At 60.1% G+C, this 14,618-nt stretch carries 14 protein-coding genes; 8 read left to right on the top strand and 6 right to left on the bottom strand.

Features of this window, described 5'->3' with window-relative positions:
- Window positions 1-30: 30 nt before the first annotated feature.
- The 7 genes from dprA (at window position 31) to ACZ5Q2_RS04035 (ending at window position 5,622) form a co-directional block, all read left to right on the top strand.
- On the top strand, window positions 31-1,176 hold the full coding sequence (gene dprA / locus ACZ5Q2_RS04065; RefSeq protein ID WP_061331395.1) for a DNA-processing protein DprA: 1,146 nt from the start codon (window positions 31-33) through the stop codon (window positions 1,174-1,176).
- A gap of 45 nt (window positions 1,177-1,221) precedes the next feature.
- Window positions 1,222-1,794: an L-threonylcarbamoyladenylate synthase type 1 TsaC gene (gene tsaC, locus ACZ5Q2_RS04060; RefSeq protein ID WP_058091836.1), complete on the top strand. Its 573-nt coding sequence runs from the start codon at window positions 1,222-1,224 to the stop codon at window positions 1,792-1,794.
- An 8-nt stretch (window positions 1,795-1,802) separates the two neighbouring features.
- Entirely contained in the window at window positions 1,803-2,732 is a 930-nt protein-coding gene (hemF, locus tag ACZ5Q2_RS04055) for an oxygen-dependent coproporphyrinogen oxidase (RefSeq protein ID WP_061331394.1), read from the top strand.
- A complete protein-coding gene (gene aroE / locus ACZ5Q2_RS04050) occupies window positions 2,722-3,549 on the top strand; it encodes a shikimate dehydrogenase (protein ID WP_061331393.1) in 828 nt (275 codons plus the stop codon). Before hemF ends, aroE begins: the two co-directional genes overlap by 11 nt.
- 35 nt (window positions 3,550-3,584) lie before the next feature.
- On the top strand, window positions 3,585-4,358 hold the full coding sequence (locus ACZ5Q2_RS04045; RefSeq protein WP_061331392.1) for a motility protein A: 774 nt from the start codon (window positions 3,585-3,587) through the stop codon (window positions 4,356-4,358).
- A gap of 3 nt (window positions 4,359-4,361) precedes the next feature.
- Entirely contained in the window at window positions 4,362-5,195 is an 834-nt protein-coding gene (locus ACZ5Q2_RS04040; protein ID WP_058091840.1) for a flagellar motor protein MotB, read from the top strand.
- 109 nt (window positions 5,196-5,304) lie between these two features.
- Window positions 5,305-5,622, top strand: coding sequence for a PA4642 family protein (locus ACZ5Q2_RS04035; RefSeq protein ID WP_058091841.1), 318 nt, complete (start codon window positions 5,305-5,307; stop codon window positions 5,620-5,622).
- A 20-nt stretch (window positions 5,623-5,642) separates the two neighbouring features.
- Here ACZ5Q2_RS04035 and ACZ5Q2_RS04030 read toward each other — a convergent pair whose 3' ends face one another.
- From ACZ5Q2_RS04030 to ACZ5Q2_RS04005, 6 genes are all read right to left on the bottom strand, one after another.
- A complete protein-coding gene (locus tag ACZ5Q2_RS04030; protein WP_061331391.1) occupies window positions 5,643-6,098 on the bottom strand; it encodes an Hsp20/alpha crystallin family protein in 456 nt (151 codons plus the stop codon).
- A 155-nt stretch (window positions 6,099-6,253) separates the two neighbouring features.
- Complete coding sequence (locus tag ACZ5Q2_RS04025; RefSeq protein WP_061331390.1) at window positions 6,254-7,822, bottom strand: alkaline phosphatase family protein; 1,569 nt, start codon at window positions 7,820-7,822, stop codon at window positions 6,254-6,256.
- Window positions 7,822-9,399, bottom strand: a complete 1,578-nt coding sequence (locus ACZ5Q2_RS04020) for an OpgD/OpgG family glucan biosynthesis protein (protein WP_061331389.1) — start codon at window positions 9,397-9,399, stop codon at window positions 7,822-7,824. The genes ACZ5Q2_RS04025 and ACZ5Q2_RS04020 overlap by 1 nt, the downstream gene beginning before the upstream one ends.
- Window positions 9,378-11,486: a glucans biosynthesis glucosyltransferase MdoH gene (gene mdoH / locus ACZ5Q2_RS04015; protein WP_061331388.1), complete on the bottom strand. Its 2,109-nt coding sequence runs from the start codon at window positions 11,484-11,486 to the stop codon at window positions 9,378-9,380. Before mdoH ends, ACZ5Q2_RS04020 begins: the two co-directional genes overlap by 22 nt.
- Window positions 11,479-11,724, bottom strand: a complete 246-nt coding sequence (locus ACZ5Q2_RS04010) for a hypothetical protein (RefSeq protein WP_061331387.1) — start codon at window positions 11,722-11,724, stop codon at window positions 11,479-11,481. Before ACZ5Q2_RS04010 ends, mdoH begins: the two co-directional genes overlap by 8 nt.
- 62 nt (window positions 11,725-11,786) lie before the next feature.
- Window positions 11,787-12,326 carry a gamma carbonic anhydrase family protein gene (locus ACZ5Q2_RS04005; RefSeq protein WP_061331438.1) on the bottom strand — a complete coding sequence of 180 codons (540 nt, stop codon included), beginning with the start codon at window positions 12,324-12,326 and terminating at the stop codon, window positions 11,787-11,789.
- A gap of 201 nt (window positions 12,327-12,527) precedes the next feature.
- Between ACZ5Q2_RS04005 and prlC the strand changes: the two genes are divergently transcribed.
- Entirely contained in the window at window positions 12,528-14,573 is a 2,046-nt protein-coding gene (prlC, locus tag ACZ5Q2_RS04000; protein WP_061331386.1) for an oligopeptidase A, read from the top strand.
- The last annotated feature ends 45 nt before the right edge of the window (window positions 14,574-14,618 follow it).

The raw sequence follows: 14,618 nt of genomic DNA, 5'->3' as shown, positions 1-14,618 counted from the left end.
GGCCATTGTCGTTTTCAAGGATGAAAAAAGATGTCTGTACGTAACTGTCTGGATTCGGCCAGCGACCGCTGGCTCCTGTTGTCTCTACTGCCCCGGTTTGGCCTTCGCCTGCGTGAGCGGGTACTCGCCAACACCGACCAGCTGACTGATATCCTCGAAATGAACGCCGCCACCCTGAAAGCCCTGGGGTTGGCCACCGATGCCATCGATGCGGTGATGGCCTGGCAGGCTGACGATGCCGGCCACCCAGTGTTGGTGGAGGCAGACCGGATACGCTCGGCCTGCCGGGCGTCCGGAATTTTCCTGATGGGGTATGGTGAAGCCGGATATCCGGATGCACTCAGGCATATTCATAACGCCCCGTTGTTGCTGTACGGTCGGGGTGATCCCGACTTACTACACAAGGACCAGCTTGGCGTTGTCGGCAGTCGCAATGCCACCCGGGCTGGCCTGGAGCACGCCCGGCAGTTTGCCGCCGAACTGAGCCGGCGCGGGCTTCTGATCACCAGTGGCCTTGCCCTGGGGATTGACGGTGCCGCCCATGCCGGCGCCCTGGATGCCGGTTTTCCGACCATTGCCGTGGTGGGCTGCGGTCTCGACAGGTTGTATCCCGCACAACACCGAAAGCTGGCGGGGCGCATCATTGAGCAGGGGCTTATTGTCTCGGAATACCCGCCCGGAACACAGGCACGGGCCGCCCACTTTCCGCAACGGAACCGGATTATCAGTGGCCTGAGCCGTGGCGTGCTGGTGGTTGAGGCCAGCCTGCGCAGTGGCTCGCTGATCACCGCGAGAACCGCGCTGGAACAGGGGCGCGAGGTGTTCGCCATTCCCGGCTCGGTGCACAGCCCGGTGGCTCGGGGTTGTCACCAGTTGATCAAACAGGGCGCAAGGCTGGTGGAGACCGCTGATGACGTTCTGGAGGAACTGGGCACCTGGTGGTCGATGCAGCCCGCATCGGAATGTGATCAAACCGGCCCTGCAGAGCGGGATTTGTCCGGGTTGGACAGTCGGGAAATCGCGGTGCTTGAGGCTTTGGGGTATGATCCACAATCTACCGATGCACTGAGCCAGGCCACGGGCCTGCCAGCCGATCAGCTGATGCAGTCTTTGTTGCTGCTGGAGCTGGAAGGGCTGGCTAATTCCGCTCCCGGTGGTTATCTCCGGGCGGGCTGACGGTGCATTATTTGGGTTCGACCAACCGGATAGTACAATTTCGTTATGTCAGCGACGTCTCCCCTGCATTCATGGCAGCTCCATTGTGCCCGCCGCACCGTTCTGGCCGGCGGCGTTATTGCCTATCCCACCGAGGCCGTCTGGGGGCTGGGATGTGATCCCTGGAACCGCGAGGCGGTTGAGCGCATCCTCGAATTAAAGCAGCGCCCGATGCACAAGGGCATGATTCTGGTGGCTGCGTCTATTGATCAGGTGCGCTTTCTGCTGGACCCTTTGCCCCGGGTGCTGCAATGGGAAGCCGAGCAGCACTGGCCGGGCCCAATCACCTGCCTGGTACCGGATGTGCTCGAGCAGGTACCGGACTGGGTGCGCGGCAAGCACCGCACCATTGCGGTTCGTGTCAGTGACCATCCGGTTGTTCAGGCTCTGTGTAATGCCACCGGTATGCCGCTGGTGTCCACGTCCTGCAACCCCGCTGGCCGGGCGCCGGCCCGCAGCATCTGGCACGTACGCCGTTACTTCGGTGATGAGCTGGACCGCATTGTGCCCGGAGCACTGGGTGGCAACCGCAAGCCCAGCCGAATCATCGATATTGTCACTGGAAAACAGTTTCGCTAGGAGAGTGCATGTCACAGCAGCCGGATACCCAAGCCGTCAAAGACTATCTGATTGGGCTTCAGGAACGCATCTGTCAGCGGCTTGAGGCGGTCGATGGCGGGGCAACGTTTATCCGTGACAGCTGGCAGCGACCGGAAGGCGGTGGCGGTATCAGCCGGGTGATCAGCGGTGGCAAGGTGATCGAGAAGGGGGGTGTGAATTTCTCCCATGTGATGGGCGACACCATGCCGGCTTCCGCCACCGCGCATCGGCCCCAGCTGGCCGGGGCACCCTGGCAGGCCATGGGCGTGTCACTGGTGATCCATCCGGAAAACCCCTACGTGCCGACCTCGCACGCCAATGTGAGATTCTTCATCGCCACGCCAAAAGATGCCGAGCCGGTGTACTGGTTTGGCGGTGGCTATGACCTGACGCCCTACTACGGCAACGAGGAAGACTGCGTGCACTGGCACCAGACCGCCCGCAACGCCTGTGCCCCGTTTGGTGATGACGTTTACCCCCGGTTCAAGCAATGGTGTGACGACTATTTTTATCTGAAACACCGACAGGAGCCCCGGGGTGTGGGTGGATTGTTCTTTGACGATCTCAATACCGGTGATTTTGCCCGGGACTTTGCCTTTATGCAGGCGGTAGGCGACAGTTACATAGAAGCCTACGAGCCGATTGTGCGGCGCCGGATGGCCCAGCCCTGGGGCGAGCGGGAACGGGAATTCCAACTCTACCGCCGCGGTCGGTATGTGGAGTTCAACCTCGTATATGACCGGGGCACCCTGTTTGGCCTGCAGTCTGGTGGTCGCACGGAGTCCATTCTGATGTCACTGCCGCCGCTGGTGCGCTGGGATTATGACCGGCAGCCGGAGCCCGGCAGCGAAGAAGCCAGGCTGACAGACTACTTCCTGACGGGCCATAACTGGCTGGAGGGCGCCAATGACCAATGAACTCTACGCGGTGGTGGGTAACCCCATCAGCCATAGCAAGTCGCCCAGGATTCACAGCCTGTTTGCCTGCCAGACTGGCGAACCGGTGGAGTACACCGCCATTCAGGCTCCGATTGATGAGTTTTCCGGCACCGTGCGGCATTTTTTTGAACGGGGCGGTAAGGGCCTGAATGTAACGGTGCCCTTCAAGGAGCAGGCCTGGACCCTGGCGGACCACCGGACGCCTCGGGCAGAGAAAGCCGGTGCCGCCAATACCCTTTACCTGGATCAAGAAAACGAGCTGGTGGCCGATAATACAGATGGCGTCGGTATAGTCCGTGATCTGCAGAACAATCACGGGGTGGCGCTGAAAGGCTTGAAGGTACTGGTACTTGGCGCTGGCGGTGCCGTTCGGGGCGTCATTGGCCCGATACTGGCCGAACAGCCGGCAGCGCTCACCATCGCCAACCGGACGGTGGCCAAGGCGGAGGCACTGGTCAGGCTGTTTGCGAAAGAAGCCGGCACAACGGTGTTGAGTGCCTGTGGATTCGAGGCACCGGATCAACCGTTTGACCTGATCATCAATGGCACCAGCGCCAGCCTGCAGGGAGACTTGCCCCCGGTGTCTGCAAATGTGATCGGGCCGGCTACGGTGGTGTACGACATGATGTATTCTCTGCAGACCACCACCTTCAATCAGTGGGCCCTGGATAACGGTGCCCGTCGGGTGCATGACGGCCTGGGAATGCTGGTGGAACAGGCCGCAGAATCGTTTTTTGTGTGGCGGGGTGTGCGTCCGGAAACCGCGCCGGTGATTGAAGAATTGCGAACCGATTGAGGCCGCGGGTTCCGGCCGTTTCATAAGGGTTGTTCATGGACATTCTCACGCTTGTCGGATTGCTTGCCGGAATCCTGATTGTTGTCCTGGCGATGCTGGCCAACGCCACGGTCATCACCTTCCTGAATCTGCCCGGACTGGCGATTGTTCTGGGTGGCACCTTCGCAGTGACACTGATCAAGTTCCGAATGCCCTCGGTAGTCAGCGCCTTCCGGTTGGCTTTTCGTTCGGCTTTTACTGACCGGTTGCCCCGTCCGGCGGAACTGATCCGGGAAGTGGGTGTACTGGCTCGGGTGGTTCGCAAAGAGGGCATCCTGGGCCTGGAAAACCACGAAACCGACGATGAATTTCTGCAAAAAGCCATCAACCTGTGTGTAGATGGCCACCCGCCGGAATTGGTGGAGGAAGCCCTGCTTCAGGAAACCCAGCAAACCGCAGAGCGCTATGAAGTGGCTGAGCGAGTGTTTCGGGGTATTGGTGAATCCGCGCCGGCCATCGGTATGCTGGGTACGCTGGTGGGGCTGGTGCAGATGCTGAACACTCTGGATGACCCTTCGTCCATTGGCCCGGCCATGGCCATTGCCCTGCTGACCACACTCTACGGCGCCTTTATTGCCCAGCTCATTGCCTTGCCCCTGGCCGATAAACTGCAACTCAAGGCGGAAGACGATTCCCGCAACCAGATGCTCATTATCACCTCCATCAAGAGCATCATGCGTGGCGAGAACCCCCGGGTTATGACGGAGCTGCTGTCGTCTTACGTAACACCAGAGCACCGGACCAACCTGGAACCGGAGCGGGAGGCCTGAGGTTTGCAACCGGCGCGGCCACTGAAAAAAAACGCACTCAAAAAGCGTACGCCCGACTGGATTGTCACCTTCGCGGATCTGGCAACCCTGTTGCTGACGTTTTTTATCCTGCTGTTGTCGTTCGCCGAGATGGATATCGAGAAGTACCGGGCCATGGCGAACTCCATGTCCCTGGCGTTTGGCTCCAGCAATGTGGTGGCCGAGGACATCGGCGGTACACCTCTGACCCTGATTGAAGCCGATACCGTATCGCTGCCGGAGCCTTCTGAAAACCTGCAGGATCAGCCGGAGTTCATTGACGAGCGAACCGAGCGCTCGGAAACCCGACAGATTCCCGGTGGTGTCCTGGACTTGGCCAGCCGGTTGATCCAGGAGCTGGAAACCGAAGTTGCCTCCGATACCTTGCACATCAATTACGATGAAGACCAGGTGGTTATCCGTTTCTCCGAAGAAGCCACCTTTCGTTCTGGCGATGCCGCCATCATGCCGGGTATGATTCCGATCATCGAACGGGTGGTTACCGTGCTGTCGGCCTGTACCGGGGATGTGGTGGTGTCTGGCCACACCGACGATGTGCCCATATCCAGCAGCGTGTATCGCTCAAACTGGGATTTGTCTGCTGCCCGGGCGGTATCTGTCGTCCACGAACTGGTGCTGAACCGCCAGGTACCGGCTGAGCGGGTTGTGGCGGCCGGCCGTGCCGAAACCCGGCCGTTGGTGGCCAATGATAGCGCGGAGAACCGGGCGGTGAACCGGCGGGTTGAAATATCGGTTCGTAATCCCGAGTGTGACGATGCCGTGCCCACCCGCGACTTGCCTGTGGAAATCATCCCCTGAACGCTTATAGCCTGAGTGCAGATTCTCATAGTGCATTTATATAAGTGATGCAGATTCAAAGCCTTATACTGTGCCGCTCAAACCTTGGCAGATAACGGGAGTTTTCAGCATGAGCGGACCAGATAAACCGAAGGTTATTGGAGAAGAGTGGAGTGACGAGCGGGTTAAAAGCTTTCTCGATCTGTCACCCTGGGACAAGAACCTGAACCCGGATCATTTCGTGCTGATTCGCGCCTATGAGTCCATGCGGGCAGGTGATTTCGAACGGTTTTTGGCGTTCTTTGTGGAAGCCGGACGCGATCTAAACGCCGAAGATGAGCACGGCCAGACCATCCTGGACCGGGTGTCACAGCACCGTCGCAGCAGCGACTACGCCCGGGCTCTGGAAAAAGCCGGCGCAAAACAAAAGGCAACGGCCGGGAACTGAGCCCCGGCCCGAACATCGCCTTACTGCACTTCTACTTCGATGGCTTTGGGCTCTTTGGGTTCGGCCTTTTGGATGCTCAAAGTCAGCAGGCCGTCCTTGAAGTTGGCTTTCACACTGTTCTCGTCCACATTGTCCGGCAACGTGAACCGGCGCAGGAAGCTACCGTAGACCCGCTCGATGCGGTGGTGCTTCTTGTCACTGGTCTCTTCCTCGTGCTTGCGCTCGCCCTGAATGGTGAGCACGCCATCGTGCACTGTCACCTTCACATCGTCCTTGTTCATGCCGGGTAATTCGGCTTCCACAGTGAAGGCTTCGGCCGTTTCCTTGATATCCACAGCCGGGGCCCAGTCGCTGCGACTGAACAGGTCTTTACCTTCCCGTTCGCCATTGGTGCGTGCGAGCCCGAACACCCGGTTGTAGCGGTTCATCATGTCTTCGAATTCGCCGATCGGATTCCAGCGGGTCAGATTGCTCATAGGGAACTCCTCCTTTAACGATGTCGAACCTGAGATTTTCATCAGCTTCGCTCGCGGAACAGCTCCATACCGGTGGCGCCAGCCGGATGGACTCCGTGAACTTCTGCTATTCACGAATATAGGATCGCCCGGTTTGTTTTCAAGCACCCCTCTGTTTACTTTTTGACCTGCATCAAGGGCCTTGAGGGTTCGCCAAACTGCGCGAGCAGAAATGCCCGAAATCGGCTCATGGGGGCGCCATCGGTGTGCTCATCCGGCAGGGTACCTGGCCGGAATCCTGGCAGGTCTCCGTTCAGAAAAGGCTTTACCAGTGTCGGGTTGCGGCTGATCACATGGATGATCACATCTCTGCTGGCATCGTCTCCAGTGATCAGTGGCGCCGGCTGGTGATCACCCAGTATGAACAGCAGTGACCCGTCAGTGAGATAGCGAGCCGCGTAGTCTCCGGCAACGGCCAGGGCGTAATCGATGGCCTGAATATAATGTTCCCGAACCCGCTCCGGATCCCGCCAGAGCGAGGCGGGCGCCTCGCCAGCGCCTTCCCATTGCTGGAAAATCTGGCCATCTCCAATGCTGTCCCAATCGTCCAGCACTGGCAGTATCGGCACCCAGGGAGCGTGGCTGCTGATCAGTGCCAGCTCCGCGAACACCGGGGACGGCGTTGCCTGTCGCAGCTGTTCGAACCGGTGCCAGGTATACTGATCGGGCATGGTGACCCAGTTGAACGCTGGCCCCTGGTAACCGAGCGCGTCTTGATCATAAATGCGGTGGTAGCCAAATAGCTGACCTTCCGGCCATTCCCGGGTGATGGCGGGCATCACCGCCATGGTCTGATGCCCGGTCACCCGGAAATCATCGATCAACGTGGCGTAGTTGCTGCTCAGCAGCGCTTCATAGGCAATCTGGGTGTTGATCCACTGCCCACTGAGCACCGAGAGATGGCCGAGCCAGGATTGCCCGCCCTGGATGGGTGCTTTCAGGCGGCCGGTGGCGACGGTCAGGCCGGCACTATCCAGCTGTTCGGCCAAGGTGGCCAGCCTGGGGCCCAATACCGGCCGGTAACGTTCATCGGTAAGCCCGGAGATGCCGTAGGATTCCACGAAGGCCAATACCACATCGGTATTGGCCAGGCCCGGCAGTGCGCGCGGTTGCCGGCTGGCGGTTGGTTGTTGTTCCAGGCCGGCACGAAAAGCCGAGGTGGCCTGATGCGTGTGTTTGATCAACGATCCCTGATTGGCGACGAAGGCCAGGGCCGGGCTCCCTACCCAAGGGGTCAGTATGGCCAGCGTGAGCAATGCCGTGGCGCTGAGCCCCAGGGCCCGCCCCCGTAACGGCAGCGTTCGGGCGAGGTGCAGTCCGAGCCGGCGAAACACCCAGGCCACGAGCGCCGCCGTCAGGATCAGCGCGACCACAACCAGTACGGCCCCCGGGATACCCAGGTTGGTGCGGAGCAGATGCCAGGCGGCATCCAGCAAGCTCACTTCCAGATACAGATTCAGGCCCCGCCCCAGGCTCTGACGGACCAGCGCATCGGCCGCAATCAGCCAGACCATCAGGGCGTAAATGCCTGAAAACAGCATCGCCAGTCGGTCACGTTGGTTGGGTAGTTGGTGTAACAGCCACCAGATAATCAGGGCTTCCAGCGCCAGCCAGGGCGCCGGGCCCGGAAGTGCCAGGGCGGGTAGCAGCAACAGCCCGTTAAGCAATACAAAGGCGGCCAGCATCAAAGCGATCGGGCCTCTGGCGGCGGTGGCGCGTACTGGTACAGCCAGGTTTCAGTCAGTGCCTGGGAGCCTATTCTCAGGTAAAGGCGCAGGTCTATCGGGCTGGTGTCATCATCCGGAATTAGATCAAACATGGCGCGGAAGCCGTTGATGGCGTGCAGCGGCCTGGCCGATACCAGTTCTACTTTGCCCCGGCTGGCACTCACGACTGCCTCGACCCCGGCATGACGGTCCATCATTGAAAGGCTCCCGCCGGTAAAGTCCACCGCAAAGCGCCGGGAAAAGTAGGTTCGGGGCTGGCCAATAACACCTCCAATACCGGTGCGCGTGGCGACCACCGCGCCAAGCTCCGGATTTTGATCCGGCATGGTTTCGCCCCAGGTGAGGCGGTACCCTATGGGATAGGCTTCTCCGGGCCGCCAGGACTCCTTCGGATTCCAGAAGGCCACGATGTTGTCAAAGGTTTCATCGAGCGTCGGGATCTCCACCAGCATCACGGCGCCCTCGCCCCAGTTACCTCGGGGGGTTACCCAAAGACTGGGCCGCAATTCGTAAAACACACCGTCATCCTGGTAGTTGCTGAAATCCCGATCCCGTTGAAGCAGGCCAAAGCCCCGGGGTTGGTTATCGATAAAATGGCTGACCGTCACCTGCTCCGGGTTGGTCAGCGGGCGCCAGATGCGCTCACCGTCGCCGGTCCAGATGGCCAGGCCATCGGAATCGTGGATTTCCGGGCGCCAGTCATTGGCCATGCGCCGATCATTCTCACCGGTCTGGTACATGCTGGTGAGCGGCGCAAGCCCGAAGCGTGTCAGCTCCCTGCGCGGGTACAGGGTGGCCTCCACGTCCATGTTCAGGTTGGCACCGGGATGAATCACAAACCGGTAGGCGCCGGTCACACTCGGCGAATCCAGCAGGGCATGGACCGTCAGTGACAGGTCGCCTGCGCCGGGGCGCTCCAGCCAGAAGGTGGTGAAGCGAGGAAACTCCTCTGGCTGCGGCAGCCCGGTATTGATCGCCAGGCCCCGGGCAGACAAGCCGTATTGGCGGGACTCGCCTACTGCCCGGAAATAGCTAGCTCCCAGGAATGCGGCGATGTCTCGGCTGAAGTCCTGGTGAAAATGCACGCGGAATCCGGCATAGCCGAGGCTGTCTGGCAGGTCATCAAACGCGTCGTTGTCGCCATAGTCGAAGTTTTCGTTCCGGTAGGGCAAGGCGTGGGCCCTGCCATTGACCACTTCGTAGAAGTGCACGGGCTCCTGGAAGTAGAGGCCCAAATGAAAGAACTGGAGCTGAAAGGCGCTGTCTCGTTCCCGCCAAAGTGCCTGTTCTGGCCGGTAGCGTATGGCTTGATATTGGTCCCAATTGAGGGATTGCAGGCTTGGCGGCAGGGGGCTCTGGGGGGCGCGATAAGGTTGGGCCGCCAATATCCGGGCGTGTTCCCGGAGCCAACGGGCACTAAAAACCTGCCCGTCGGAGCCGGCAACGCTGGCCAGTACTCGCCCGGTGCCGGACAGGGCAAGGGGGGCACCAGCGGCCAGTGCCAGTCCGAATTTCAGGAGGCGACGCCGATCCATGGGGAGTGCTCCGGTTGGTTTCTGTGGGTGTGAGTAGCGGTTTGTATCGGGCTCAGGTTCAGGCTCAGTCGGGCAAGTGCCCTACCCCAAGGTGAGTCGGGCTCAGACTGCCAAGCCTTGAGATGCAGAGATTGCATGGCTTTAGGGTGGTCGCAGAGCAGGCTGATCTGGCTGCTGGTGAGTGCGTCGGGGCCTTGTGCTGCACACTGGTTGACCAGGGCATTCAACACCCGTTGCTTGCTCCCCCCGGAGGGGCCGGGTTGGCGTTGCCGCCAACAGTGGTAACGGGGAGATAGCACTGTCTGTTCGAACCAGCTCAGTGATGGCAGGCGATTGTTCTGCGGGTGGTCCATCGAAGCGCGAGCGATGACTGGCACAGGGGATGCCTGTTCGGGAATGACCATTTGTTGGCCGGTGCGCTTGCCCGCTAGCCACACCGTGAGTAACGGCGCAATCAGCACCGGAATCGTGACCGGCAGGGCCCAGAGCGTCAGGTTCGGGCTGAACCACTGGATCAAAATCAGTACGCCGGCGCACACCAGTGCGGGCCGGGCAAAGTGCTGAAGCGCTTCCTCCAGCCCACCGGCACCGGTTCGATTCTGCCCCTGCCAACGCAAGCTGCTATTCACGACTGCACCGGCGACATGGCCGCTATGGGCGATCATTCGGATGGGTGCCAGTATCAGTGATATCAGGGTTTCAATGACCGTGCTGGCTGCCATCCGCCACCGGCCACCAAACAGCCTCTCGCGCCGGGCAAGGCACTGGTCTACCAGTGCCAGAATCCGCGGGCCCAGCAGCGTTGTTACGGTGAGCCCGATCAGGCAGGCACCAGCCAGGTTCCAGCCTGTGGACGACACCCCGATCAGCCCGGGCAACGGTTGGCTAACCGGTGTTCCCGCCATGGCGAGGTAGCCAGACAAGGCAAGAAACGCCAACCACAGGGGTGAGGCCAGATAAGCCAGAATGCCGGTGAGTAGCGCCAGGCGGTGGGCAAAACGCAGCTTGGTCATCGTGAGCAAGGGGACCAGGTGCTGCAGGTTGCCCCGGCACCAGCGACGGTCGCGAATCAGGTCGTCTCCGAGGGTGGGCGGTGATTCCTCATAGCTGCCGGCGATGGCCGGTTCCAGCCACACCTCGAAACCGGCGCGGCCCATAAGCGCAGATTCGAGATAGTCGTGACTCAATATCGGGCCACGAAAAAGCCCCCAACCCCGTAACTTTCGCAAACCGCAGTGGGCCATGAACGGTGCTACCCGGATAATGGCATTGTGGCCCCAGTAATTGGCATCACCCAGTTGAATGGCTGCCAGGCCGGCACTGTGGATTCGGCCATAGCACCGATTGGCGAACTGTTGCAGCCGGGCAAAGCGGGTATCTGCCCGTACCAGCCTGGGTGCGGTCTGGATAATGCCGGCCCGGGGACGCTGTTCCATCAACTGAACGAGTTTTTCAATCGCTGAGGCTGTGAGCAGGCTGTCGGCGTCCAGCACCACCATGTAACGGTATCGGGCACCCCATCGTCGGAGGAAATCGGCGATGTTGCCGCTTTTAAAGTTCAGGTTCACTCGCCGGCGGCGGTAAAAAAGCCGGTTGCCGGCAGCCATACCGGCGCTCAATTCAGCGCAGGTTGCCTGCTCCTCAAGCCAGACTTCCGGGTCCTGACTGTCGGACAACACATAGACATCAAGTTGGTTGTGCCAGCCCTTGTCTTCAAGCTCTTGATACACAGCCTGAAGATTACCGAGGGAACGTTGCACCGGTTCGTGACAGACTGGCATCACCAACGCCAGCCGGCCTTTGAACGACCCGGCGCCCGCACACCCTGAGAACCGGCGGCTGAGGCTGTGGGGATCGCCCCCGCGCCTGAGCATTGCAAAGCCGAACACCGCGGTCCAGAACCCGAGGCCTATCCAGGTAAACAGAATGGAAAACAGAACAACCAACAGTACCGCGGGCCACCCCTGCTGGGTCATGGACAGGCTATGGGAAAGCAGCCAAACGCCGAAAGTTGTCTGCCCCAGCACCAGCAGTGCGAGCAAAGCGCGCCGCTTGTAGGCGACAGTCTGCCAACGGGGTTCAGTCACCCTGGTACCCGATCCGGCTGCGGGTAAGTTTCGGCGGGGTAGCCTGGTGCTTGTCAGTGTCTGTCGAAAGAGAACGCTGAATGGCAGGCAGAACATGGCTCAGATTTGCATTGCCTGCCCCGTAACAGTACCGGTCAACCACGTGTTGCAGGCGGGACAGACCAACGGGGCAGGCGTCGTGCCGCATGGCATGAAGATAAAGCAATGCACGTTGATGGGTGGTGTCTGTCAGATCCACGGTTGTCTCCCGGCTTGTAACGGCTCGGAAACATACGGAAGCGTCCCGGTATTCAGACCACTTTATGACGCGTCATTAAGATACTGGTCCTTGAGCTTAACGTAGTTGGCTGCGGTGTATTTGAAGAACGTGCGTTCCTTGTCTGACAGTGCCCGGGCCTGCTTACAAGGCGAGCCCACGTAAAGGTAGCCGGATTCCAACCGTTTGCCCGGTGGCACCAGGGTGCCGGCCCCGATAATCACGTCGTCCTCCACCACTGCGCCGTCCATAACGGTGCAGCCCATACCCACCAGCACCCGGCTGCCAATGGTGCAGCCATGCAAAAGGGCTTTATGGCCAACGGTCACGTCATCACCAATGATCAACGGCCAGCCGCCAGGGTTGAAGTCGCTGGCATGGGTGATATGCAGAACGGAGCCATCCTGAATGCTGCAGCGGTCGCCGATGCGGATTTTGTGCATGTCACCGCGGATGACGGTCATGGGCCAGACCGAGCAGTCTTCGCCCATGACCACATCACCGATGACCACGGCGCTCTCATCTACCCAGGTCCGTTCACCAAATTGTGGTGTGATACCCTTGTGAGTTCGTACATTTGCCATTACATATACCTCAATGCTGTCCAAATACGGTGCAAGGCGCCGGTGGGGGATGGCTTTCAGAAACACGCTCCTTCGGCACATCCATGTGGCGCTTGGGCTCCGCCATCCATGGCTCCGCACAGTTTCTGAAAGCCATCCCCCACCGGCACCCCGTAGCTTGGTGCAAGCTATCTTATTCACGAACAGCTGAGAAGGGGACTTATGAATAACCCGCTACTGACTGACGATCTGCTGCCGAAGTTCGGCCACATTCGCACCGAGCACATGGAAACGGCGATTGACCAGATTCTCAGCGAGAATCGAATGAAAATTGCCGAGCTGTCCCAGCAGGAAGATCCCACCTGGGACACCCTGGCCCAGCCGATGCAAGCGTTAGAGAACAAGCTCAGCAACGCCTGGTCAGTCATTTCACACCTGAACGGCGTGATGAACAACGACGACCTGCGCAAGGTGTACAAGAACTGTCTGGAGAAGCTGACCGAGTACAGTACCGAAGTCAGCCAGAACGGTGCCCTGTGTGAGGCATACAAGAAACTGGCCACAAGGGACGACTTCAAAGATCTGAGTGAACCTCAGCGTAAATCCATCGAGAACGTGCTGCGGGATTTCCGCCTGGGCGGGGTCGACTTGCCGGAAGACAAGAAGAAGCGTTACGCGGACCTGTCCCGGGAGCTGGCGGAGTTGTCCAACAAGTTCAGTGATAACGTGCTGGATGCCACTCAGCACTGGTTCAAGCAGATTACCGACGTAGACGAGCTGTCCGGCCTGCCGGAAACCGCCATTGAGGGCGCCAGGCAGGCGGCGCGGCAGAAGGACCTGGATGGCTACGTGATCACCCTGGATTTCCCCAGTTTCTACCCGGTGATGACCTACTGCAACAACCGGGAACTGCGCCGGGAGGTTTACGAGGCGTTTGTGACCCGCGCCTCAGACCAGGGCCCGGATGCGGCTACCTGGGACAACACACCGGTAATGGCAGAGATCCTCAAGCGGCGTCATGCGCTGGCCCAGCTGCTGGGTTTTGATAACTACGCCGAGCGTTCCCTGGCCACCAAGATGGCCCGGAGTGTCGACGAGGTGCTGGCGTTCCTGAACCAGCTGGCGGCCAAGTCCAAGCCCCAGGCAGAGAAAGAGTTTGCCGAGTTGAAGGCGTTTGTGAAAGATGAATACGGTGTAGACGACCTGCAGGCCTGGGATATCGGCTACTACAGCGAAAAGCTGCGCCAGAAGCAGTACGACATCTCCCCGGAAACCCTGCGCCCTTGGTTCCCGGTGGATAAAGTGGTGCCGGGCCTGTTTCGGGTGGCGGAGAAGTTGTTTGATGTGCAAATTGAAGAGCACGCAGACGTAGAAACCTGGCACGAAGACGCCAAAGCTTACTGCATCAGCCGTAACGGCCAGCCCATTGCCTGGTTCTATCTGGACCTGTTCGCCCGCCAAGGCAAGCGCGGCGGTGCCTGGATGGCCGACTGCCGGGTGCGCTGGCGCGATATGCGCGGCAAGCTGCAGCTGCCGGTGGCGTTCCTGACCTGTAACTTTACCCCGCCGGTGGACGGCAAGCCGTCGCTGCTGACCCACGACGAAGTCACCACGCTGTTCCACGAATTCGGCCACGGCCTGCACCACATGCTCACCCAGGTGGAGGTGATGGACGTGTCGGGCATTAACGGCGTGGCCTGGGATGCGGTGGAGCTGCCCAGCCAGTTCCTGGAAAACTGGTGCTGGAACCCGGAATCGCTGGCGCTGATTGCCAGCCACCACGAAACCGGCGAACCACTACCGGAAGACCTGCTGCAGAAACTGCTGGCGGCCAAGAACTTCCAGTCCGGCATGGGCATGGTGCGGCAGCTGGAATTCTCGCTGTTCGACTTCCGCCTGCACGCGGAGTTCACCGACGTGGCCCCCACCAATCCGTTGGATATGCACCGCAAGGTGCGGGAAGAAATCGCCGTGGTCCAGGCGCCGGAGTTCAACCGGTTCCCCAATGGCTTCTCCCACATCTTCGCCGGTGGTTACGCGGCGGGTTATTACAGCTACAAGTGGGCTGAGGTGCTTGCGGCCGATGCCTTCTCCCTGTTCGAGGAAAAAGGCATCTTCGACCCGGAAACCGGCCAGGCCTTCCTGCACAACATCCTCGAAAAAGGCGGCTCCCAGGAGCCCATGGAACTGTTCAAAGCCTTCCGGGGCCGTGAACCGCAGGTGGATGCCCTGCTGAAACAATCCGGCATCACGGACGAAGCTGCCTGATACAATCCACCCCGGTTGTCGTACCGGCAACCGGGTGTGTTACTG

It is taken from the genome of Marinobacter alkaliphilus, from assembly GCF_055394375.1.
The sequence above is the reverse complement of the archived record's forward strand: the minus strand, read 5'-3'. Positions and strand labels throughout refer to the sequence as shown.

Coding starts and splice junctions, on each gene's coding strand:
- dprA (WP_061331395.1), top strand. CDS start 31: ATGTCTGTACGTAACTGTCTGGATTCGGCCAGCGACCGCTGGCTCCTG.
- tsaC (WP_058091836.1), top strand. CDS start 1,222: ATGTCAGCGACGTCTCCCCTGCATTCATGGCAGCTCCATTGTGCCCGC.
- hemF (WP_061331394.1), top strand. CDS start 1,803: ATGTCACAGCAGCCGGATACCCAAGCCGTCAAAGACTATCTGATTGGG.
- aroE (WP_061331393.1), top strand. CDS start 2,722: ATGACCAATGAACTCTACGCGGTGGTGGGTAACCCCATCAGCCATAGC.
- ACZ5Q2_RS04045 (WP_061331392.1), top strand. CDS start 3,585: ATGGACATTCTCACGCTTGTCGGATTGCTTGCCGGAATCCTGATTGTT.
- ACZ5Q2_RS04035 (WP_058091841.1), top strand. CDS start 5,305: ATGAGCGGACCAGATAAACCGAAGGTTATTGGAGAAGAGTGGAGTGAC.
- ACZ5Q2_RS04030 (WP_061331391.1), bottom strand. CDS start 6,098: ATGAGCAATCTGACCCGCTGGAATCCGATCGGCGAATTCGAAGACATG.
- ACZ5Q2_RS04025 (WP_061331390.1), bottom strand. CDS start 7,822: ATGCTGGCCGCCTTTGTATTGCTTAACGGGCTGTTGCTGCTACCCGCC.
- ACZ5Q2_RS04020 (WP_061331389.1), bottom strand. CDS start 9,399: ATGGATCGGCGTCGCCTCCTGAAATTCGGACTGGCACTGGCCGCTGGT.
- ACZ5Q2_RS04005 (WP_061331438.1), bottom strand. CDS start 12,326: ATGGCAAATGTACGAACTCACAAGGGTATCACACCACAATTTGGTGAA.
- prlC (WP_061331386.1), top strand. CDS start 12,528: ATGAATAACCCGCTACTGACTGACGATCTGCTGCCGAAGTTCGGCCAC.